This window comes from Acetobacter estunensis, assembly GCF_011516945.1.
GTDB classification, from domain to species: Bacteria; Pseudomonadota; Alphaproteobacteria; order Acetobacterales; family Acetobacteraceae; genus Acetobacter; species Acetobacter estunensis.
In genome coordinates this window covers 154343-175822 of the sequence record NZ_WOTH01000003.1, presented here as the reverse complement: position 1 = coordinate 175822, position 21480 = coordinate 154343, and the positions used below count along the sequence as shown (strand labels likewise).

The 21480-nt window shown below is 57.7% G+C and carries 19 protein-coding genes; 10 read left to right on the top strand and 9 right to left on the bottom strand.

The window, feature by feature from the left end:
• Positions 1-82: 82 nt before the first annotated feature.
• On the bottom strand, positions 83-682 hold the full coding sequence (locus tag GOB87_RS02925) for a hypothetical protein (RefSeq protein ID WP_166313042.1): 600 nt from the start codon (positions 680-682) through the stop codon (positions 83-85).
• A gap of 254 nt (positions 683-936) precedes the next feature.
• Positions 937-1320 (bottom strand): hypothetical protein, encoded by a 384-nt coding sequence (locus GOB87_RS02920; RefSeq protein ID WP_166313041.1) that lies wholly within the window; start codon positions 1318-1320, stop codon positions 937-939.
• Between the two features lie 292 nt (positions 1321-1612).
• On the opposite strand from GOB87_RS02920, the gene GOB87_RS02915 reads away from it, so the two are divergent.
• From GOB87_RS02915 to GOB87_RS02905, 3 genes are read left to right on the top strand one after another with little or no spacing between them, the layout of a single operon-like run.
• On the top strand, positions 1613-2770 hold the full coding sequence (locus GOB87_RS02915; RefSeq protein ID WP_166313040.1) for a DegT/DnrJ/EryC1/StrS family aminotransferase: 1158 nt from the start codon (positions 1613-1615) through the stop codon (positions 2768-2770).
• Complete coding sequence (locus tag GOB87_RS02910; protein WP_166313039.1) at positions 2767-4143, top strand: FAD-dependent oxidoreductase; 1377 nt, start codon at positions 2767-2769, stop codon at positions 4141-4143. The genes GOB87_RS02915 and GOB87_RS02910 overlap by 4 nt, the downstream gene beginning before the upstream one ends.
• Positions 4133-4915, top strand: coding sequence for a class I SAM-dependent methyltransferase (locus tag GOB87_RS02905; protein ID WP_166313038.1), 783 nt, complete (start codon positions 4133-4135; stop codon positions 4913-4915). Before GOB87_RS02910 ends, GOB87_RS02905 begins: the two co-directional genes overlap by 11 nt.
• 53 nt (positions 4916-4968) lie before the next feature.
• Here GOB87_RS02905 and GOB87_RS02900 read toward each other — a convergent pair whose 3' ends face one another.
• Positions 4969-6336: an amino acid permease gene (locus tag GOB87_RS02900; RefSeq protein ID WP_166313037.1), complete on the bottom strand. Its 1368-nt coding sequence runs from the start codon at positions 6334-6336 to the stop codon at positions 4969-4971.
• 61 nt (positions 6337-6397) lie between these two features.
• Positions 6398-7927, bottom strand: a complete 1530-nt coding sequence (locus GOB87_RS02895) for an alginate export family protein (protein ID WP_166313060.1) — start codon at positions 7925-7927, stop codon at positions 6398-6400.
• Between GOB87_RS02895 and GOB87_RS02890 the strand changes: the two genes are divergently transcribed.
• Positions 7909-8535 carry a hypothetical protein gene (locus tag GOB87_RS02890; protein ID WP_166312894.1) on the top strand — a complete coding sequence of 209 codons (627 nt, stop codon included), beginning with the start codon at positions 7909-7911 and terminating at the stop codon, positions 8533-8535. The two genes, GOB87_RS02895 and GOB87_RS02890, sit on opposite strands and share 19 nt — an antisense overlap.
• Before the next feature lie 710 nt (positions 8536-9245).
• On the opposite strand, the gene purU is transcribed toward GOB87_RS02890, so the two are convergent.
• Genes purU through GOB87_RS02865 form a run of 5 tightly spaced genes read right to left on the bottom strand, consistent with a single transcriptional unit; the run spans position 9246 to position 15275 of the window.
• The gene (gene purU, locus GOB87_RS02885; protein WP_166313036.1) at positions 9246-10124 is read right to left on the bottom strand and encodes a formyltetrahydrofolate deformylase; all 879 of its coding nucleotides are present in this window, start codon (positions 10122-10124) and stop codon (positions 9246-9248) included.
• Complete coding sequence (locus tag GOB87_RS02880; RefSeq protein ID WP_166313035.1) at positions 10121-10714, bottom strand: sarcosine oxidase subunit gamma; 594 nt, start codon at positions 10712-10714, stop codon at positions 10121-10123. The genes purU and GOB87_RS02880 overlap by 4 nt, the downstream gene beginning before the upstream one ends.
• On the bottom strand, positions 10707-13712 hold the full coding sequence (locus GOB87_RS02875; RefSeq protein WP_166313034.1) for a sarcosine oxidase subunit alpha family protein: 3006 nt from the start codon (positions 13710-13712) through the stop codon (positions 10707-10709). The genes GOB87_RS02880 and GOB87_RS02875 overlap by 8 nt, the downstream gene beginning before the upstream one ends.
• On the bottom strand, positions 13709-14008 hold the full coding sequence (locus tag GOB87_RS02870) for a sarcosine oxidase subunit delta (RefSeq protein ID WP_166313033.1): 300 nt from the start codon (positions 14006-14008) through the stop codon (positions 13709-13711). Before GOB87_RS02870 ends, GOB87_RS02875 begins: the two co-directional genes overlap by 4 nt.
• Before the next feature lie 7 nt (positions 14009-14015).
• Positions 14016-15275 carry a sarcosine oxidase subunit beta family protein gene (locus GOB87_RS02865; RefSeq protein ID WP_166313059.1) on the bottom strand — a complete coding sequence of 420 codons (1260 nt, stop codon included), beginning with the start codon at positions 15273-15275 and terminating at the stop codon, positions 14016-14018.
• A gap of 79 nt (positions 15276-15354) precedes the next feature.
• Here GOB87_RS02865 and GOB87_RS02860 point away from each other — a divergent pair, with 79 nt between their 5' ends.
• The 6 genes from GOB87_RS02860 (at position 15355) to glnT (ending at position 21455) form a co-directional block, all read left to right on the top strand.
• Positions 15355-16323: a LysR family transcriptional regulator gene (locus tag GOB87_RS02860; protein WP_166313032.1), complete on the top strand. Its 969-nt coding sequence runs from the start codon at positions 15355-15357 to the stop codon at positions 16321-16323.
• A gap of 37 nt (positions 16324-16360) precedes the next feature.
• The gene (locus GOB87_RS02855) at positions 16361-17026 is read left to right on the top strand and encodes a helix-turn-helix domain-containing protein (RefSeq protein WP_166313031.1); all 666 of its coding nucleotides are present in this window, start codon (positions 16361-16363) and stop codon (positions 17024-17026) included.
• Positions 17027-17133: 107 nt separating this feature from the next.
• Positions 17134-18033, top strand: coding sequence for a class II glutamine amidotransferase (locus tag GOB87_RS02850; protein ID WP_166313030.1), 900 nt, complete (start codon positions 17134-17136; stop codon positions 18031-18033).
• Positions 18030-18725 (top strand): GltB/FmdC/FwdC-like GXGXG domain-containing protein, encoded by a 696-nt coding sequence (locus GOB87_RS02845; RefSeq protein ID WP_166313029.1) that lies wholly within the window; start codon positions 18030-18032, stop codon positions 18723-18725. The genes GOB87_RS02850 and GOB87_RS02845 overlap by 4 nt, the downstream gene beginning before the upstream one ends.
• 7 nt (positions 18726-18732) lie before the next feature.
• The gene (locus GOB87_RS02840) at positions 18733-20070 is read left to right on the top strand and encodes an FMN-binding glutamate synthase family protein (protein ID WP_166313028.1); all 1338 of its coding nucleotides are present in this window, start codon (positions 18733-18735) and stop codon (positions 20068-20070) included.
• 65 nt (positions 20071-20135) lie between these two features.
• On the top strand, positions 20136-21455 hold the full coding sequence (gene glnT, locus GOB87_RS02835; RefSeq protein WP_166313027.1) for a type III glutamate--ammonia ligase: 1320 nt from the start codon (positions 20136-20138) through the stop codon (positions 21453-21455).
• Positions 21456-21480: the final 25 nt, after the last annotated feature.

Here is a 21480-nt window from a genome sequence, read left to right as displayed (position 1 = left end):
ATCTGCCTCCAGAGGCAAAATGCCGTTGTCATTCCAGATCAGACGCACAGGACACAGCTCTCAGAACAGAGAATAACACTCTTCAGACAAAATGTGAGAAATCCGCGTCGATCCATTCGCCGGACTGCATGTCATGAGCCTGATGCTCGTCCCAGTTTGGCAGATCGGAAAGACAGGCGGCCGGAAAAGCATGCTCACGGCTTCCTCGCACGCGCCATTTTTCTTCGGCCAATCGGTTCGTTCCATGAAGAAGAAAGAGCGTTTCACCCTCCAGCAATGAACGGGCATCTTCCAGTATTGCCTGCGCACGATCACGGGAAGACTGAATATGCGGAGAATTATACAGGCGCGCAAAAACCTCGAAATCCCGAATAGTACGGGCACGAGCGCGTGACCTGCCCTCCCTCACCTCCTTTTCCGACCACAACGAATGGTAATCCTGCTGGAAATTACGAATCATAAAACTGCGATTCATGGACGTGACCGGATGGACGATATCCATTCCGATCATGCCATCCAGTTCGGCCACGGCATAAGGTGGTGACCAGTCGTAATGATCGAGCCCACGACAGACCGTATCGAGCCGCGCCCACTTCATTCCCGCCCGAATGGGTTCATGCGCCATGACAGCTTCGGAAATAGGCCATGTCGACAGTTTCCGACGCTGCTGAAGCGCCGTCATATTTAGACGCCGCTGCAAGGTATGAAGCAACGCCCTACGGGAAAAAAACGAAATACAGAATAGACCTTTATTGATATAGGTATCGTCGTCATAATATCCGGCACAGGTGCTAAAATGACTCCACTGTTCCGGAGCGTATAACTGCGGCTGAAAAATGAGCTCCAGACCCTGCTCCCTCATTTTTCGCATGATCGGCGCCAGAGGCATATTCACCGCCACGTGGAGGGTTCGAAAAACCCTCTTTTACAGCCAATTTAAAATGATAACTCATTGATATTGTTGTGTCTGGAAGATCCGAAATCGGGGTTTTTAGAACCCTCCACGTCGCTTTCGACAAAACAGAAAAAATCGTAATCCGGATACTTCAGGACAAACAGACTGTGCTGGTAATCCGCATTATACCAGAACAGATTGACCCTCCCGTCATGCGTTCCAGATAATCCCAGATCAAGAGCGTCCTGATTGGTCACAAAAAACACCCGATCATGCGTGCGAATGTCTTCTGGCAGATCGTCACCATAGGTGCGGTCATAGAGAATGAAGAAATCAGCCCCTACGGCCAAGGCACGGCATCGACGGAAATTATGATCAACCGCATCATCCCATCGATAAACTTTGAATACCACAGCATATGTCATGAACAGATCATCACTCTACATTGGAAATCCGTCCAACATGCATGGACAGATGATCGTCTTCCGTGATGGCCATCAAGGGCATTTTTTAAAATTCCCGCAAGCCATTTCTGGTTTTCTCAGAGCCAATTCACATATCAAACGAACACACCTCAGCCAGATGCCCCATGCGGACTCACAATTCCGTTACTCCTATGACGCCAGATATTTTTTTGTCGTATGAAACCTTAACCGAAAATTTACGTTTAAAAACTCCTAGAAACTGCCGCTAACGACAGCGAAGGATGTCGTGACCATGATACCCTTTATTTCCGTCAAGACTCCTGCGTTTGCCTCTCTTATCGACAGTCTTCTCGAAATAGAAAAATCCGGAATCCATAGTAATTATGGACCCAAAAACACTCTATTCGAAAACCGACTCCGCGATCTCTACTTCAATGGTGCTGGCAGTTGCCTGACGGTCTGCAACGCGACCATTGGTTTGATGATCGCCATGAAGCAGGTGGCTCGACAAAGACAATCTTCATCCACTCCCCGTTATGCCCTCATGCCTTCCTTCACCTTCGCCGCCGCAGCGCATGCGGCTCTTTGGGCCGGCTATACCCCACTCTTTTGTGATATCGACCCCGAAACATGGGCTGCCTGCCCGGTGTCCGAACGTCGGTTGATCGAGCGTTACGGAGACTCAATCGATCTGATAGTCCCTTACGCTACCTTCGGGAATGGCATCGACCTGAGTCATTACGAGAAACTGCACAAGGAAACCGGAGCAGGTATCGTCATTGATGCCGCCGCCTCTCTGGGCACTCTGGACGAAAACGGGCATGGATTTGGCACCGGGTTCGCTCATCCTATTGTCTTTTCCATGCACGCCACCAAGACTTTCGGCATTGGAGAAGGCGGCGTCATATATTGCGCAAATCCGGACACTATTGCCGCTCTCCGTACAATGGGGAATTTCGGTTTCGGTTCCCCGCGCAGTGCGACAAACCATGGCATAAACTCGAAAATGACCGAATTCGCGGCGGCGATCGCCCTCGCCTGCCTGACCACGATGGAAGAGGTCGCCAACCAACGAGCCGCTCTGGCCGAGATCTATTGCTGCTATCTTCCTCCCGGAGTGGAGACGCAGCGACCACGAGGCCGTCGCCGTTCCTATCAGTTCATGCCCGTGCTTCTGCCCGAGGGCTGCTTACGTGACGAAGTCCGTGCAGCACTGGACGCCCTGAATATCGGCACTGGAGCGTATTTCTCGCCCCATCTGATGCAACAACCCTATTTTGCACAGATCTGTACAGCCGATGACCTGAGTATAACCAATAACGTGGCCAATCGTATCCTTTCACTTCCTCTATGGACCGATATGACACCCGAAATGCCGCGCAGAGTGTGCGAAGCCTTGCGGCCGCTTGTGATTCTTCCCGGAGCGGCAACGACACAGGTGGCCGCATGACCGAAACAGTCTCTACGCCAAAACAGCCCGACAACACCTTCGGTCTTCTTATCATAGGCGCTGGACCCGCTGGACTTGCCCCGCTTCTGGCCGCGGCCCGCAACGGCCTTCTGCCGCACGTTCTCTCCACCGGTGTCCTGCTGGTCGATCGGGCGCACGAACCGGGGGCGGGACGACTGGGAAACTATATCATCACTTCGGACAGTTCCGCCGATACCTTTCTTTCCTGTGTGCGAAACTCCCCAGTGCCTGAACTGGCAGTGCTGGCTGAAACGCCTTTGGCACAAGAAGTCGCGGCTTATGGGGCGGACTGTGTGCCTCTTGAGCTTGCCGGACGCTTGATGGCCGAAGTGGGCAAGGCCATGGCAAATCTGATCGCCCGTTCCCCTCATGGCCGGGTGGCTATGGGAACGGAAGTGGATCGTCTTGATGAGAATGTAGACGGGTCATGGACGGCGCAGTTACGCGATGTCCAGACAGGCCGCACGGAAACGGTAAAGGCCGCCAGTATTCTTGTCGCCACGGGCGCGACGCAGGAGCCTGCGCGATTGCAACATCTCCCTGTCGGGGGCGCTCCGCTTCTCCCACGATACGAGAACAAGCTTATCCAGTCGGACGAATTTCTCAGTCATGACGGTTTCGCCCGCACGATTGCCGCACTGACCGCCATGGACAGCCCCAAAGTCGCCATTGTGGGGGGCTCGACAAGCGCCATGTCCTGTGCGCGACAAATCCTTATCGCACTTGAAGGACACACTCCGCCCGTACACGTCACCCTGCTGCACCGGCACCCCATGACCATCTTTTATCCCGGCCGGGATGCCGCCCACGCGGATGGCTACACCAGTTTCGATGAGCGCGATATCTGCGCCCTCAGTGGATTCGTGCACCGCTTTGGCGGTTTCCGGTTCGAATCCCGCATTCTCGCCCGTCAACTTCTCGGTGTGGGTGACGCACCACCGGAACCGCGCATGAGCCTCCACCAGCTTCAGGAGGGAAACGATGCCGAAGCCCGGCGCATTCTGGACAATGCCGATCTCGTCATCGCCTGCCTGGGCTATCGCCCCGCTGCCGTGCCCATTCGTGATCGGACCGGTGCCCTTCTTCCGCTTGCAGCCCAAGAAGAAGGCCGTCCGCTGGTGAATGACGCCTGTGAGGTTATCGCCGCCGATGCCACACCGATCCCCGGCCTGTTCGGTATCGGGCTGGCCTGCGGCTATCGCCCACCGATCGAAATGGGGGGGGAGCGCAGTTTTTCCGGTCAGGTGAATGGTCTGTGGCTTTGGCAGAATGACGTCGGGCTGATGCTGATCCGGCGCCTGCTTGCGTATTCCGGCAACCTGCCGCCAGAGGAAGCCGCCCATGCAGCCTGACGCTCTCCAGAAGGAAAGCTATTCGAAGGAAGCCCGGGCTTTTGACGAAAGCTTCCTCACCAACCCGTGCCGCCGCGCCTATGACCTTCTGGGATGGCAGGCGGTCAATGCCCTCACGCTGCCCGCTCACGCCCGCATTCTCGATGTGGGATGCGGGACAGGACGCTGGTGCGAGCGTTTTCTGGATCAGGGACATACTGTAACAGGCATCGAGAACGCCCCCGGCATGATCGCCACCCTGCATGCCAAGGAACTCGGCCCACGTTTTGCCCTTCTTGCGGGCAACATGGAGGAGGTCATCGTGCCGCCCGGCAGCGCCGACCTCGTCATCGCCATTGGCTCGATTCAGTACTGCACCGATCAATCCCGCATCATCGCACGTCTGTTCGAGTGGCTCACACCCGGCGGACAGGTCGCCGTTATGGTGGATTCCCTTGTCTCTCTTGTCTGTGGGTGCCTACAGACAGAGCAGCCTGAAAAGGCTCAGCACGTTCTCGACACACGCGAGGGGGCATTCACGTCCGACGGCGTGACGACGCGCCTTCACCTCTATGATCGGGAAAATCTGAAGGCGGCCTTCGCGAATGCCGGTTTCGTGGACATCGCGTGTCGTGGGTTGGTTGTGCAGGGCGCAGCGCTCGGCCGTGCTGGCTGCGCGACCGCCATGCGAGCGGATGAGGAGGCTTTTCTCTCCCGCGACGCAGCTCTGGCGGACCATGAAGTCATGGCCGATTGCGGTCTCCATCTGTTGCTCACCGCGCGCCGCCCCTGACAACAGGGCAAGAAAAAAGCCTTTCCAGAAATCAGGAAGGGCTTTTCAAAAGGTCAGGCTGTGACCGACTTGCGTGAGAATATCGTGGCCAATCCATAGCACACGACCGCCGTACCGAGAGAGGCAAGCGCTGTCATGCGCTCGGACGGATTGGCCAGCATTGCCAGAAAGACCAGCACCACTCCGCCAATCGTGATGTAGTTGCACAGCGGAAAGAACGGCAGAGAGAAATCCGCCTTTTCCGTCCCTGCCCGACGCGCGGCATTGCGCACGACGATGTAGGACGTGGCGATCAGGCAGTAGATGAGCAGGATCAGGCCGCCGCTACAGCTCAGCAGAAACGCAAAGATCGTCTGCGGCGCAAGAATGGAGGAGAAAGCCACCAGCATGCCGGCCACGGAACTGACCGTGATGGCCATACGGGGCGCTTCATTGACGGATGCCCGTGTCAGGAAGGCCGGAGCATCTCCCTGATCGGCCAATTCGGTCAGGATGCGTGACGTGATGTACATGCTGGAGTTGAGGCAGGAAAGCACAGCACTCAGCACCGCAATGCGCATGATGAACGCCGCTCCGGGAATCCCCATCGCCACCATGGCCGCCACGAAGGGCGACTTGCCCGGCACAATGGCTGTCCATGGCAGGATCATCAGGATCAAGCCCACGGCCGCCACATAGAACAACGTGATACGCACGCCGAGGCTACGTGTCACACGCGCCACGTTCTTACCCGGTTCCGAAGATTCGGCGGCCGCCACTGTGGCGATCTCCGAGCCCATCATCGTGAAGAGAATGGTGGGAATGATCGACAGCAGCGCGATGACACCGTGTGGGAAAATCCCACCATGATGCAGGACGTTCTGAGCCACCGGCACCCCCGGCCCGAAAACATGCAGCACATAAAGAATGCCCAGCACCACAAAGGCGACGATGGTGAACACCTTGATGCTGGAGAGCCAGAACTCGCACTCACCGAAAATGCGCGGGGCAAAGAAATTGACGATCTTCATCGCTACCACGAGACCGACCGCCAGCACCCAGGCCGGGGCGTTGATCCAGTCCTGAAGAAGCAGTGCACCGGCGATCGCCTCGCTTCCCAGCACCACAACCCAGAAGAACCAGTAGAGCCAACCCGAGGTAAACCCGATCCGGTCACCATGCGCCGCGCGGATATATTCGACGAACGATCCACGTCCCGGGTCCGCCACCACCATCTCGCCCAACATGCGCATGATCATAATGATCAGCAGACCAACGAGCAGAAAACCCAGCAGGATGGCAGGCCCTGTGGCAGCGATGGCAGCGCTGCTTCCCACAAAAAGACCCGCTCCGATCGTGCCGCCCAGAGCGATCATGGCGATGTGCCGATTACGCAAGCCGCTGGGTGACGGGACCGCCGACGTGGAATTCCGTTCTGACATCAAAACATCCTCTGTTGCTGCATCATGTGCTGCTTGTGCAATGAATATCCCCACAAATCCATCAGAAATGTTTGTAGAAATACGCCTCCATGACCCCTGCGGTGCCATGAATAGGAGGCATTGGCTCGCCTCCCGGCACGCCGGATTTGGCCAGAGCCCGCCCTGACGGCCCTGCGAAGGCCACGCCACCGGCCAGTGCACCGGAGGTGTTGGCGTCGAACATGTATTCAGCCGTGAAATCGACTTCGTCCGAAATATGGCGATTGGTGGACGCCTTCAGACCCATCCCTGTCGTGTGAATCAGTGACAGATCATAGAAATGCACACCCACCTTGAGTTCGTCGTCCTTCTTGAACAAATGCACCGGAGGAATGCCTGTCAGATCGATCTGATGGATTTCAAGATCCGACAACGGTGCGAGATACATGCCCACAATTTCACCCGGCCAGTAACCGCCATACGTGTAACGACGTCCGTCATAGAGAAAAAACGTGTCATAGCCACGTTTCACCGTGCCGGTTGGATTCTTGTTTCCACTGAAACGAGTGTAGCGATAGAAAATATGCGGTTTCCACGGCAACATTGAGAACGTGTAGCCCGGCTCGAAAAACATCCCGTAAGCTTCTACGGATTTATAACCATTACCCGGATGGCGGTTCTCCTCCGCCACGAAGTCACCATAGAAAGTAAAGTTCTTGGAAATACCAAGCTGTTTGATCGGGATTGGTTTGCCACCCCAACTCAGGGCCGCCACGTTCATGCCATTACGATCCGCACGGGACGAATAATCGTATGTGGACGAGATATTGGCATCGCGCACATGGAAGTAAGTCAACGTGACATAAGCCTCGCGATCCTCATATACGGAGCCGCCTTTTCCACCCGGCTTGTTCCTGAACCACGTCACGTCGAACCCTTCGAACTTGGTCTGAGGGCGATCGTAGCCGCGATCCTGTTCGTTGTTGGTATTGTTCTCCAGCATGAAAACATCGGCGCGGAAGGAATCCGCCTCGAACTTGATGACACCGGGCCCCGCAAAAGCGTAACGCGGCGCATACCACCACGCGCCACGATCACCTGAACTGTAAGTGCCCTTACCGATCAGGAAGCCATCATCGACCTGAAAGCGCTGCCGCCCTCCCTCAATGATGAGCTTCTGATGGCCGCCTGCAATACGAAGAGGAATTTCGATGCCGCCATTGGCATCTTCCAGCGTGACCTGTCGCGGCGTGCCGGATGTCTGGGAGAGACTTTCGGCATCGCCATCGCCCAGCGTGGTCGACCCAATAGCCGAGATCAGACCAAAGGCACTGAATCCCCAGTTCGTGTCCCACTGTGCTGACAGCATGGGCTTGCCATACAGTTCGCCATAAGTGGTGTTGCTATTGCGCGTGTAGCGTCCCGATTTATGCAGGGCGTAGGAACCGCCACCGAAATTGGTGTTCGGAAGGTAAAAGGCGTCCCCACCGATATCCAACCCGCCTGAAATCGTCAGTCCCTTGACAGACACGATGGTGTGATCCGCACGCGCTGGCGTCACTTTCGTCGCAGCCAGAGCGGCCACCAGAAAACATGTGCCTTGGCGAAGCATACGACTTTTTGCAGTTTTTCCACCTTCTTTCCGGGTGCGAATCTCCCGGACGACAGAAGCATTGCGCCCGTGACGATGCACCTTTGCCTCGTTCCTGTCCGCATGCAGACCAAGCCGACCCATTCGCATTCATCCGTCAACAGTTGCGCCACAAGGCAGGTATCGTTTCTGTTTCGTTATTATTTTCACATGCCTGCCATGAATATCAACCCCTCACCTACCATATTAATCACGACAAAACATTTCTCAACACCAAGAGATGCGGTCAAAACCAAGATATTATCTGTAAATACAGAATGAAGATTCCACAAAAGTACGATAATATAAAATCAAAACCTGTTTGTTTGATAGTAATATTACAGAATATATTATTCTTATCGGAAATATTTTTCTTCATTAATTCTTCAACGAGAAACAATCGTTTTATCCAAGGCCATCTCAGCAACCACACGACGTCCACGATCACACAAAGGATTCTCTACTTCACCAGAAAGATGCATCTGCAAGGCTCTTGCCCTTCCTGCGTCACCACACCTGATTATGAAGGAGTCCAGAAACGTCTTGTCCGAGAGAATCGCCAGAAAACAGTTTGGATCACCACCTGCTGACACCAGTCGCACACCCTCCGATCGATCCGACTATCAACGAGGACAGTTCGCCATAAAATCTGTGAAATTGTGTGTCGGCTCTTCCCGTCACATGTCGGATTCCGTGGAGAAACTCCCGCATGTATCGACCCTGCAATGATCGACAGGAAAAGTGCGGGCTTCCAAAGAAGTTCACCAAAACGGGGTTTGGTGTGGCTCATATACTTCCCGACACGTTCCGAGGCTGCTTGATCTTTCCCTTATTGAAAAGCATATCCGACCCGATAGACGGAATACTGCCTCCTAAGCGTGAGTCACATTTTCTCATGCACACGTTTGCTCTCAACCTGCATCTCTTCGCGCAGTCTCAGGTCAAGCGCCGAAAGCGTTCCATCCATCAAAAGGATATGAGAATTGGAAACCATGACGCGCTGACGCTCAGATTCTGTTCATACCAAATATAATGGTGCTACTGAACACACTCAGAAATATCGAAGTATCAAAGGTACATCCTTCTTAAGATTCTCCCATATCTCAAATTGAATGACCTTCAGGATCGGCTTAAAACAAAAACGGGGAGAAACGCCTAAACGCCCCTCCCCGTTCACAAGCCATCTCCAAACCTTTACAGTTCACCCATAGCCTTTTCGAACTACACTATCAGGTCCAAAAATCTGACCTACGACGTATCGTCTTACAACCCACCCCGATAAAAGGTCTCTCCCAGTCAGTCAGGATGTAAAAACGATTGTCTTGTTGCCATTAAGGATCGTGCGCATTTCGATATGATACCGCACCGCACGTGAAAGAACCCGTCGCTCGATATCGCGCCCTTTTCGGATAAGATCTTCCGGACTGTCGGCATGCGAAATACGCTCCACATCCTGCTCGATGATCGGCCCCTCATCAAGATCGCGCGTTACATAATGCGCGGTCGCACCGATCAGCTTCACACCCCGGTTCCATGCCTGATGATAGGGGCGCGCGCCCTTGAAGCCAGGCAGGAAGGAATGATGAATGTTGATGCAACGCCCAGAAAGAGCGGCCGCCATCTCATTGGAGAGTATCTGCATGTAGCGCGCCAGCACGACCAAATCCGTGTGGCTCTCGCCGACCAGTTCGAGAATACGCGCTTCCTGCTGAGCCTTGGTGTCCTTCGTGACCGGCAGATAGTGGAACGGGATTCCGTAAAAATCCACATCCCTGTAAGTATCCTCAGGATGATTGGCAATAATGCCCACCGGATCGATCGGCAGTTCCCCAATACGCCAGCGGTAAAGCAGATCCACAAGGCAATGATCGAACTTAGAGACGAGGATCATCACCTTCGGGCGATAGGATTGGCAATGAAGCCGGTAGTCCATGCCGAACTCACGCGCCACCCCATCTACAATACCGCGAAGATCCGCTTCCGTACGCCCGCCCTTCACGACGTCGAACATGATCCGCATGAAGAAGCTGCCGCTGCCCGTATCATCGAACTGCTGCGCCTCGGTGATGTTCGCCCCAGCATCGAACAGCGTCTGGCTGATGGCGGCAACGATGCCCGGACGGTTGGGGCAACTCAGCGTGAGGAAATAGCCCTTGGTGTCAGGGCAAGGGGTCGTCATGCGTAATGGTCCGTTTCTGAAAAAGTATGGCCGTTCAGGGCGACAGAAAGATCATGAAACAGGCTGGAGGCAAAGCTCCGGAAGACAAGGAAGTCATAGGCTGGCGTCTGCGCTGTCTGCCATACGATGACGGGAATGTGCCCCGCCAGAGTGGATGCCACACAATCCGTGGAGAAAACCTGTCCATGCAGGTCGATGGGCAGCAAGCGGGTTGCGACTTCCCGTGCCCCCATGCCGGACAGCCTCAGGATTGTCCGGCTATCACCCTGCGATGTCAGCGCGCAAACATCGCCGCAACATTTTTGCAGCCGGGAGAAGAGTTCACCGCTGTCCTCCCCTACCACCAGCCACTGGGTAGGTCCGTTCCAGAGAAACGCGACGTTGCCATAGCTGGAGCGCACGGCACGCGACACATCTGGCAAATCCACGCCAAACTCCGCGCGCACGCGCCCAACAAGTTCGTCACGACCTGCGCCAGCAAATGCACCGAGGCTGACAATGCTGGTCGGTGGCACCAGTTCAAGTGTGACACCACCAACCGTCACAGGATCGGACACAACCGGTAGGGTGGCAGAAAGCAGATCAGCCATGGAGACGTTCTCCTTTGGGATCGACAAACACGGGATCGACGACACGCGCCGCAATGACCGCCCCTGCCAGTGGGTTGTGAACCGAGATGATCTCGCCATGACGGGCCGGTCCATCCGTGAGGAACCCCAGCCCGATCCATGACCCGACACTGGGTGACCACGCCACGGACGACAGCCAGCCCTGATCGGTTTCCGCCGTGGGAGCGGCACCCTGCGGCAGAAAATGCGATCCCGCCACAAGCGCATCCATCGGATTTACTGGGCGGATACCGATCAGCGTGGGCCGCTGCGGATCCGTCAAGGCTGGGCGTCGGGCCATCCGGGAGCCGATGAAATCCTTTTTCGTGGACAGCAGGCGCCCCATGCCCAGATCGTGTGCCGTGGTCTGACCGTTCAGTTCCGGCCCCGCCGGATGCCCCTTCTCGATACGCAGAACGCCTAGCGCTTCCGTACCATAAGGTGCGATACCGAACGGAGCGCCCACCTCCATCAACCGGCGGGCCAGCGCATCGCCATAGCGTGCCGGAACCGCCAGTTCATAAGCCATCTCTCCCGAGAAGGAGAGCCGGAACAGACGGGCCTTCACACCACCACAAACCGTCAGTTCGGCCGCCGCCATGTAAGGGAAAGCCTCATTGGACAGATCGAACGGCGCATCCACGATCTTGGCCAGCACATCCCGCGATTTCGGGCCTGCCACGGCCAACTGTGCCCATTCATCCGTCACCGAGATGAACTGCACGTCCAGTTCCGGCCACAGCCATTGATGACAGAACTCCAGATGCGCCATCACGCCGCCCGCGTTGGCCGTGGTGGTGGTCATCACATAGTGGTTCTCACCCAGACACGCCGTCGTGCCGTCGTCATAGGCAAATCCGTCCTCGCGCAGCATCAGGCCGTATCGCACACGCCCGACCGCCAGCTTCAGCCAGGCATTGACATAAACCCGATTGAGAAACTCCGCCGCATCCGGCCCCTGAATATCGATCTTGCCGAGCGTGGTCACATCGCAGAACCCCACGGCCTCGCGCACCGTGCGTACCTCACGACTGACCGTCTCAAGCCAGTCCTTTTCGCCCGCACGCGGGAACCACTGCGCACGCAGCCACAAGCCATTGGCCGTAAACACGGCGCCCTGCTGCTCGGCCCATTGATGCGTGGGCGGCAGACGTGTGGGCTTGAAATGACGACCACGATGCGCACCGGCCAGTGCGCCGATCGCCACCGGCTGTGTGGGTGGCCGGATCAGCGTCGTGCCAGTCTGCGGGATCGAACGTTCCGTTATTTCCGCCAGCAGCGCCAGCGCGTTCACGTTGGACGTCTTGCCCTGATCCGTCGCCATTCCCAGCGTCGTGTAACGCTTGAGATGCTCAACGGACACGAACCCTTCCCGTGCCGCCAGCCCCACATCCTTGGCTGTCACATCGTTCTGGAAATCGACGAATGCCTTGGCTTTTTTCGAAGCCGCCAAGCCCTTGAGCGCATGGAACAATGGGTGGATGGCATAGCTTGTCGGTTCTGCCTCCGGCAATGCGGGCAACGTTGCTTCGAACCCGCAGCGCACGGCAGCCCACTGACCTGCCATTGCGCCATCATGCAGCCCCTCGGCCGTGTCGAACACACCGGCCGCCGCACCAGCCGCCGCCATGCCCGGCGGCAAGGTGAATGGAAGGAAAGCGCAGAGATCATCATGCCATGTCGGGCGCGCGCCCTTATGAGTGGTCAGTGCAACATTGGGAGACCAGCCGCCCGACATGGCGACCAGATCACACGACACGGATTTCGCCTTGCCCGCCGCATCACGCACCAGAACGGCCTTCACGCCTGTCCGCCCGTAACAGTCAACAATCGCGCCCGAGGGGAAGAACCGCGCACCACATTTCGCTGCCACCTCGGCCGCGATGCTTGCTCCGCCCGGGCGGGAATCAACAATTGCTGCCACTGTCACACCCACACGATACAGATCCAGCGCCGTGCGGAGCCCGTCATCGTTACAGGTGTAGACCACCGCCCGGCGCCCCGGCGCCACACCAAAGCGGTTGATGTAGGTCCGCACGGCACCCGCCAGCATGACACCCGGACGGTCGTTGTGGGGGAATACCACCGGACGTTCGATCGCACCCGCCGCCATCACACATTCACGAGCGACAATACGCCACAGACACTGACGCGGCTGTCCGACACGCGGGACCGCCACATGATCCGCCACGCGCTCCACCGCACCATAAGTGCCGCCGTCATAAGTGCCGAACACACAGGTGCGCGTCATCACACTCACATCCGGCATCGCCTCCAGTTCGCGCCGGGCCTGCTCGGCCCACTGCCATGCGAGCTTGCCATCCAGCGCCATGTGCTCATCACGCAGACGCCCACCGACAAGACTGTCCTGCTCACACAGAATGACCCGCGCCCCCGCACGACCAGCAGCAAGAGCCGCCGCGAGACCGGATGAACCCGATCCCACCACCAACACGTCACAAAATGCCGTGGCTTTTTCATAAAGGTCCGGATCGCCCTCGTCCGCCGCACGCCCGAGACCGGCGGCCTTGCGGATGATCGGTTCGTACACCCTCTCCCAGAAAGATGCTGGCCACATAAAGGTCTTGTAGTAGAAGCCCGCCCCCAGAATGGAAGAGAACATTCCGTTCATGCCCAGAGCGTCAAAGGACAGATTCGGCCAACGGTTCTGACTGGTAGCGATCAGCCCGTCGAACAGTTCCGCCACAGTGGCACGGGTGTTTGGTTCCCGCCTTGCACCATCACGCAATTCCACAAGCGCATTCGGCTCTTCCGGTCCTGCCGAAAGCAGCCCGCGAGGACGGTGATATTTGAAAGACCGTCCGAACAGACGCACGCCATTGGCCAACAGAGCGGACGCCAGCGTATCACCCGGATGACCCGTGTAATCCTTGCCATCGAAAGAAAAATGCAGTGTTCGACTGACATCGACACCGTTGCCGCTTTTGACGCGAAAGGTCTGTCCGAAAGCAGCACTCATGAACCTTCTCCCTTGCCTTCAGGGCTCATACGTTCGGCAAGCATCACGTCACGGGCATTGCGGACATCCAGTATCTGGTGCGTGCGGGTGTCACGTGTCACCACAAGCCACGAGCGACAGCCAGCACCATGGTACCAAAGCTCCCGATGCGGGCCACAAGGATTATCGCGCAGATAGACATAATCCACCCATGCCTCTTGAGAGGCATCGGCGGAAGGACGGCGAACCGTGGCGTCACCTCTGTAGGTGAACTCCTCAAGACCACGGGAACCGCAAAAAGGGCAGGTCAGACGCATGAGAACCTCAATGCAGATTGGGCTGCGCGCCCATACCTTTTTCATCAATCACCGCACCGCGCGCGAAGCGATCCAGACGGTAGGCCACGGCCACGGGATGCGGCTCGTCACGGGCGAGAAGATGGGCAAAACACAGGCCGGAAGCAGGCGTCGCCTTGAAGCCGCCATAACACCAGCCCGCGTTCAGATAGAGACCGTCCACCGGTGTACGATCGATAATGGGACTGCCATCCATCGACATATCCATGATTCCGCCCCAATGACGCAGAAGACGCACACGACCGATACGCGGCATCAGCGCCATGCCACCCTCGCACACATCCTCGATCACGGGCATGTTGCCGCGCTGGGCATAGGAATTGTAGCCGTCGATATCGCCGCCGAAGACGAGACCGCCTTTGTCGGACTGGCTGATATAGAAATGGCCGGCGCCGAACGTCACCACGCAGTCGATGAAAGGCTTGAGTCCTTCACTAACAAATGCCTGAAGCACATGGCTCTCTATCGGCAGGCGCAACCCCGCCATCGCCGCCACACGTGAAGAATTGCCCGCACAGGCGAGACCGATCTTCCTCGCCCCGATAAACCCGCGTGTCGTCTCGATCCCGACAGCCCGCCCCTGCTCGATGCGAAGTCCCGTCATCTCGCAGTTCTCAATGATGTCCACGCCCAGACGATCCGCCGCCCGCGCATATCCCCACGCCACTGCGTCGTGGCGCACCGTGCCGCCGCGTTGTTGCAGCAACCCGCCCTTGATGGGAAAACGCGCATCATCGACGTTCAGGAAAGGAACTTTCGCGCGCACGGCGTCCTGATCCAGCAGAACGGCATCGGCCCCATGCAGGATCATGGAATTGCCGCGCCGGATATAGGCCGCTTTCTGCGCGTCGTTATGAAACAGATTCAGCACGCCACGCTGGCTGACCATCGCGTTGTAGTTGATGTCCTGCTCCAGCCCTTCCCAGAGCTTCATCGAGCATTCGTAGAACGGCTCATTGCCATGCAACAGATAGTTGGAGCGCACGATCGTCGTGTTGCGACCGACATTCCCGCCGCCAATCCAACCTTTTTCCACAACGGCAATTCGTTTTCCGCCATAACGCCGGGCAAGATAATACGCTGTCGCCAACCCATGACCGCCCCCCCCCACGATGACGAAATCATAGGCACTGGCCGGTTCGGCCTTGCGCCACGCCGGCTTCCAGCCGGTGTTCCCACGACATGCCTCCCAAAGAAGGGAAAACAGGGAGTAACGGTTGGTCTGCATGATCTTCCCACGCTCTGTCTTCATGTCGTGTAGGAAACGCATCTGCTTGAGACATGATAATTTTTTCTTATAATGCGCCATGGCCCTCTCCGACCTGCCCTTCGATCTCTCCTCCCTGAACGTGTTCCTGGCCGTTTGTGAGAATGGCAGCATGGCGGGAGCCGCCCGTGCCCTACAGGTGACACAACCCGCCATTTCCCAGACGATTTCCGAACTTGAAACACGGCTCGGCACGAAACTGTTCGACCGCAGCGTCCGCCCGCTTGCATTGACTGCCACCGGCACGGTCCTGCGTCAGCATGCAGCCGGGTTGCTGGCCGAGATGCGTCACATCGCAGTAGGCATTCAGGAGATGAAGCTGGGCCGCGTGCCGCAACTCCGCCTCGGCGTGGTGGACTCCCTTTCACGTGCCCTCTCCCCTCACCTCTCGGCCTTTATGTACGAGCGCGTGGGACGACTGGTGGTGCATGCCGGCTTGACGGAAACCCACGCAGCCGCCCTGCTGACGCGCCAGATCGACCTCGTCATCGGTGTGGACGAAATGGAGGATGTCGCCGGCCTCGAACGCTGGCCTCTGATCGAAGAGCCCTATCTTCTTCTCTGCCCCCACGACACGCCCGCACCGCAAAATACCGAAGACCTGCGCAAACTCATGCTCAGTCATCCTTTCGTGCGGTTTTCCCAACGCTCGCGCACCGGCACGGAAGTCGAGCGGTATCTGCGCCGCCTGAGAGTGGAAGTTCCCTTTCAACAGGAATACGATCTTCCCTTTGGCGTGTTTGCCGCCTGTCAGGCTGGCGGCATCGCCATCACCACGCCCCTCTGCCTGTATGAAGCCGGCTTCACGCCCAAATGCGGTATGGTCTGTCACCCGTTGCCCGTGGGTTCCTTCCACCGCCATCTCACGCTCGTCGTCCGACGACGCGAGTTTGGACGTCTGCCGCTCGATCTCACTCTCTACCTGCGCGAGCGCCTGAACACCGGCGTTCTGGCCGATCTCGCCACACTCTTTCCCGATTTTGTCGATCACATGCGGGTTCTCTCCTGATCCCGCCCACAGGACCTGACTCCGGAGACCCATCCTCATGCCCGCACCCCGCCGCAGCACCCAGCGAAAACGAACCGAGCGCAAAAGCGAAGATCTTGCCACAGGGTCTTCTGCCACGCCCACGCGCGAACTCACACTGGAAGAGTCCCTTGGCGCCCAGATCAGGGGCAAGCGACGCAAAGCCAATCTGACAGGCGCCGAACTGGCGAACGCAGCAGGCATCTCGCTCGGCATGCTCTCCAAGATCGAGAACGGCCAGATTTCGCCGTCACTGACGACGCTGCAATCGGTCTCCCACGCCCTGAACATCTCGCTCAGCCATCTTTTCGCCACAGCGGAAGAACAGCGCGATTGCTCTTTCGTGCGTGCTGGACAAGGCGTGTCCATTGAGCGACGCGGAACCAAGGCCGGCCATCAGTACAACCTTCTCGGCCATCTCCTGAGCGGTCCGGTCGTGGTGGAGCCCTATCTCATTACCCTGCATGAAGGGGCGGAACCGTATGTCAGTTTCCGACATGACGGAATCGAGGTGATCTACATGCTCACCGGCCATCTGATCTATCGCCATGGAGACCAGACCTACGAAATGGGACCGGGCGATACATTGATGTTCGATAGCCAGGCCCCGCATGGACCGGAAAAATTCCTCACCGGATCAATCAGCTACCTTTCCATCATCACCTATCCGCGCCACGTTGACTGACCAAAGATAACTTTCTTCATAGGAAAGGTTTATTCTTTTGCGTTGACAGTTACGGATCCGGTCTGTTTAGGATCGCACATCACAGACACTCTTCGGAGGTTTACACGATGTGCGGCATCGTCGGTCTCTTCATTAAAAATCCGGCTCTCCAGCCGGAACTGGGACGCCTTACGTCCCTCATGCTCAAGACCATGACCGAGCGCGGACCGGATAGCGCCGGTTTCGCGGTCTATGGCTCCCCCGCTTCAGGCCAGCGCAAGATGACTGTCCGCGGCATTACGGATGAGAATATCGGTGAATTTGAAGCCGGTTTCCTCAAAACAGCCGGCGGCACCGCCGATGCCGCCAAGCACAAAGATCATGTCGTCCTGACATATGCGTCCGAACTTGAACCGGCCATCCGGGCGTTCGTGAACAGCTTCGGACATGGCGTTCATTTCGCTGCCAGCGGTGAAAGCATCGAACTGTACAAGGGCGTTGGTCTGCCTGAAGACGTAGTGGCCCGTTTCGAACTTGAGAAAATGCAAGGCACGCACGCCATCGGTCACACTCGCATGGCCACCGAGTCCGCTGTCACCACGGCTGGCGCGCACCCCTTTTCTACCGGTCCGGACCAATGTCTCGTGCATAACGGCTCCCTGTCCAACCACAATACGCTGCGTCGGCGCCTCATCAACGAAGGTCTGACCTTCGAGACGGAAAATGACTCCGAAGTCGCCGCCGGTTACCTCTCATGGCGTCTGGCACAAGGCGACAAACTCGATCAGGCTCTCGAATCTTCCATTGGTGAGCTTGATGGTTTCTACACTTTCGTCGTCGGCACCCGTGAAGGTTTCGCCGTGCTGCGCGATCCGGTGGCCTGTAAACCCGCCGTCATGGCCGAAACCGACGACTACGTCGCCTTCGCTTCCGAATACCGCGCCTTCGCCGATCTGCCGGGCATTGAAAATGCAAAGGTTTTCGAGCCCGAACCACAGCGCGTCTATCACTGGGAGCACGCAGCATGAGCGGCACGCGCAACACACAGGTGTTCGATCTGAGCACGTCAAACCTGCGCGAACTCAACAGCAGACTTCAGAACGAAGGCCCTGACGCAGCGTGGGAGATTCAGAATCCCGTCGGTCGCCATGCATTGGCGGTCGGCCTGACACAGCCAATCTCCGTCACCATTGACGGCCACGCGGGCTACTACGCCGCTGGCATGAACCAACGCGCCAATGTCGTCATCACCGGCAATGCCGGACAGGGCGTGGGTGAAAACATGATGAGCGGCAGCGTCCATGTGAAAGGCAATGCCAGTTCCAGCGCCGGCGCAACGGCTCATGGCGGCCTGCTGGTCATCGATGGGGATGCCGGCGCACGCTGCGGCATTTCCATAAAGGGCGCGGATATCGTCGTGCGCGGCTCCGTCGGCCACATGAGCGCCTTCATGGCACAGAGCGGCAACCTCGTCGTGTGCGGTGATGCGGGAGACGCGTTGGGAGACTCCCTTTACGAGACACGAATCTTCGTTCGTGGAAACGTGAAAGGTCTCGGCGCGGACTGTGAAGAAAAAGAAATGACACCCGAGGATCTCGCCATCCTCACGTCGCTACTCTCCAAAGCGGGTGTCACAGACATTTCCCCCAGTGAGTTCCGCCTCTTTGGCTCGGCTCGCAAGCTGTACCATTTCCGCGTCGATAACGCATCCGCATACTGAGGCAGTCATGACCGAAAATCATCACGACGTGACGAAGACTTTCCCAAGGTATTCGGCCACGTTCGACGAATTCACCATCTCGCAGATCCAGCGTGCCGCCGCGACCGGCATCTATGACATCCGTGGCGGCGGCACCAAGCGTAAGCTGCCGCATTTTGACGATCTGCTCTTCCTCGGCGCGTCCATGTCACGTTACCCGCTTGAAGGTTATCGCGAGCGCTGCGGAACGGATGTCGTGCTGGGCACACGGTTTGCGAAGAAGCCCATCCACCTCAAGACACCTGTCACCATCGCCGGCATGTCCTTCGGCGCGCTGTCCGCGCAGGCCAAGGAAGCGCTGGGGCGTGGTGCGAGTGCCGTCGGCACCTCCACCACCACGGGCGATGGCGGTATGACGCCGGAAGAACGCGGTCATTCCTCTACGCTGGTCTATCAGTATCTTCCCTCGCGCTATGGCATGAACCCTGATGATCTGCGCAAGGCGGACGCAATCGAGATTGTGGTCGGACAGGGAGCCAAACCCGGCGGTGGCGGCATGTTGCTCGGCCAGAAAATTTCGGCCCGCGTCGCGAAAATGCGCGATCTTCCAGAAGGAATCGATCAACGCTCGGCCTGTCGTCATCCCGACTGGACCGGTCCTGACGACCTCGAAATCAAGATCGAGGAACTGCGCGAGATCACCAACTGGGAAAAACCGATCTATGTGAAAGTCGGTGCCAGCCGCCCGTACTATGACATTTCCCTCGCTGTAAAATCCGGCGCGGATGTCGTCGTGCTCGACGGCATGCAGGGCGGTACCGCCGCCACGCAGGAAGTGTTCATCGAGCATGTCGGTCTGCCCATTCTCGCGGCCATCCGCCCCGCTGTGCAGGCGCTTCAGGATCTGGGCATGCATCGCAAGGTCCAGCTCATTGTCTCGGGTGGTATCCGGACAGGTGCGGATGTCGCCAAGGCTCTGGCGCTGGGTGCGGATGCCGTCGCCATCGGCACCGCAGCCCTGATCGCACTGGGCGACCAGAACCCGGATCTCGCGGCTGAATATGCGAAGCTTGGCGCCAAACCCGGTACTTATGATGACTGGCAGGATGGTCGCGATCCGGCAGGCATCACCACTCAGGATCCAGAACTGGCCAAGCGCCTCGATCCGATCCTAGGTGGACGTCGCATCGCCAACTACCTCTCCGTCATGACCATGGAGGCGCAGACCATCGCCCGCGCCTGCGGCAAAAGCCATCTCCACAACCTCGAACCCGAGGATCTCGTGGCCCTCACCATGGAAGCCGCCGCCATGACGCAACTGCCACTTGCCGGCACCAACTGGTATCCCGGCAAAGCCGGTTTCTAAGGAGTTTCCCTCATCTGCGCCCTGCCCGCAGAGGCGGGGCGCGCCACTGGAAATGGATCGTATCAATGGCCGACAATCAGAAAAATGCGAGCAATCTTGCCGAAATTGCCCGTGAGAAGAACATCCGTTACTTCCTGATCTCGTTTGTGGATCTCTCCGGTGCCCAGCGCGCCAAACTCGTGCCAGCTTCCGCAATCGATGGAGCTGTTAAAAATGGCGCGGGTTTCGCAGGCTTTGCAGCCGCCTTCGATATGTCTCCCGCCGATCCCGATCTGCTCGCCATGGCGGACCCATCATCCCTCATCCAGCTTCCCTGGAAGCCCGAGGTGGCCTGGATGGCGTCCGACCTCGTGATGCACGGCAAGCTCGTCACGCAAGCGCCCCGCAATACGCTCAAGCGTCTGGTGGCCCGCGCAAAGCAGCACGGCATCGACGTGAAAACGGGTGTTGAGTGCGAGTTCTTTCTCATCACGCCCGACGGCAAGCTGGTGGCCGACGAATACGATGCCGCCACCAAGCCGTGCTACGATGCCTCGGCCTTGATGCGGCGCTACGACGTCATCGCCGAACTGTGTGACGCCATGCAACAGCTTGGCTGGGAGCCTTACCAGAACGACCACGAAGACGCGAACGGCCAGTTCGAAATGAACTGGAAGTATGCCGATGCGCTCGTGACCGCTGATCGGCACGTCTTCTTCAAGTTCATGGCCCGCTCGATCGCAGAAAAGCATGGCCTGCGCGCCACATTCATGCCCAAGCCCTTCATGCACCTGACAGGCAGCGGTTGCCACGCGCATATCTCCCTTTGGAAAGGGAGCGAAAACGTCTGCTACGATCCGAAAGATCCTCTGGAAATTTCGGCAGCGGGTTACAATTTCGTCGGCGGCCTGATCCACAATGCCGATGCACTGTGCGCCATCCTCAACCCTGTCGTGAACTCCTATAAGCGTATCAACGCGCCGCGCACGGTTTCGGGTGCCACATGGTCTCCCAACACCGTCACCTATTCCGGCGACAATCGTACCCACATGATCCGCGTGCCCGGTGGCGGCCGTTTCGAGATGCGCCTCCCCGATGGCGCCGCCAACCCCTACCTGCTCCAGGCCTCTCTACTTGCGGCCGGTCTCGATGGCATCGAGCAAAAGCGCGATCCGGGCAAGCCGCTCGACATCAACATGTACACCGAAGGGCACAAGATTACAGAAGCGAAGCGTCTGCCGCTAAATCTTCTCGACGCCATGCGCGCCCTCGACAAATCCACGGCTCTTCGTGGCATGCTCGATGACGGTCTGGTGGATCCCTACATCAAGCTCAAGCAGAATGAATGGAACGCGCATTGCGGCCATCTGTCCGAGTGGGAACGCACCGCCACCCTCGACTGCTAATTCCGAAAATTACTTCATTGGCCTC

Coding starts and splice junctions, on each gene's coding strand:
- GOB87_RS02925 (WP_166313042.1), bottom strand. CDS start 682: ATGACGGCGCTTCAGCAGCGTCGGAAACTGTCGACATGGCCTATTTCC.
- GOB87_RS02920 (WP_166313041.1), bottom strand. CDS start 1,320: ATGACATATGCTGTGGTATTCAAAGTTTATCGATGGGATGATGCGGTT.
- GOB87_RS02915 (WP_166313040.1), top strand. CDS start 1,613: ATGATACCCTTTATTTCCGTCAAGACTCCTGCGTTTGCCTCTCTTATC.
- GOB87_RS02910 (WP_166313039.1), top strand. CDS start 2,767: ATGACCGAAACAGTCTCTACGCCAAAACAGCCCGACAACACCTTCGGT.
- GOB87_RS02905 (WP_166313038.1), top strand. CDS start 4,133: ATGCAGCCTGACGCTCTCCAGAAGGAAAGCTATTCGAAGGAAGCCCGG.
- GOB87_RS02900 (WP_166313037.1), bottom strand. CDS start 6,336: ATGTCAGAACGGAATTCCACGTCGGCGGTCCCGTCACCCAGCGGCTTG.
- GOB87_RS02890 (WP_166312894.1), top strand. CDS start 7,909: ATGTGCCTTGGCGAAGCATACGACTTTTTGCAGTTTTTCCACCTTCTT.
- GOB87_RS02895 (WP_166313060.1), bottom strand. CDS start 7,927: ATGCTTCGCCAAGGCACATGTTTTCTGGTGGCCGCTCTGGCTGCGACG.
- purU (WP_166313036.1), bottom strand. CDS start 10,124: ATGACGACCCCTTGCCCTGACACCAAGGGCTATTTCCTCACGCTGAGT.
- GOB87_RS02880 (WP_166313035.1), bottom strand. CDS start 10,714: ATGGCTGATCTGCTTTCTGCCACCCTACCGGTTGTGTCCGATCCTGTG.
- GOB87_RS02875 (WP_166313034.1), bottom strand. CDS start 13,712: ATGAGTGCTGCTTTCGGACAGACCTTTCGCGTCAAAAGCGGCAACGGT.
- GOB87_RS02870 (WP_166313033.1), bottom strand. CDS start 14,008: ATGCGTCTGACCTGCCCTTTTTGCGGTTCCCGTGGTCTTGAGGAGTTC.
- GOB87_RS02865 (WP_166313059.1), bottom strand. CDS start 15,275: ATGCAGACCAACCGTTACTCCCTGTTTTCCCTTCTTTGGGAGGCATGT.
- GOB87_RS02860 (WP_166313032.1), top strand. CDS start 15,355: ATGGCCCTCTCCGACCTGCCCTTCGATCTCTCCTCCCTGAACGTGTTC.
- GOB87_RS02855 (WP_166313031.1), top strand. CDS start 16,361: ATGCCCGCACCCCGCCGCAGCACCCAGCGAAAACGAACCGAGCGCAAA.
- GOB87_RS02850 (WP_166313030.1), top strand. CDS start 17,134: ATGTGCGGCATCGTCGGTCTCTTCATTAAAAATCCGGCTCTCCAGCCG.
- GOB87_RS02845 (WP_166313029.1), top strand. CDS start 18,030: ATGAGCGGCACGCGCAACACACAGGTGTTCGATCTGAGCACGTCAAAC.
- GOB87_RS02840 (WP_166313028.1), top strand. CDS start 18,733: ATGACCGAAAATCATCACGACGTGACGAAGACTTTCCCAAGGTATTCG.
- glnT (WP_166313027.1), top strand. CDS start 20,136: ATGGCCGACAATCAGAAAAATGCGAGCAATCTTGCCGAAATTGCCCGT.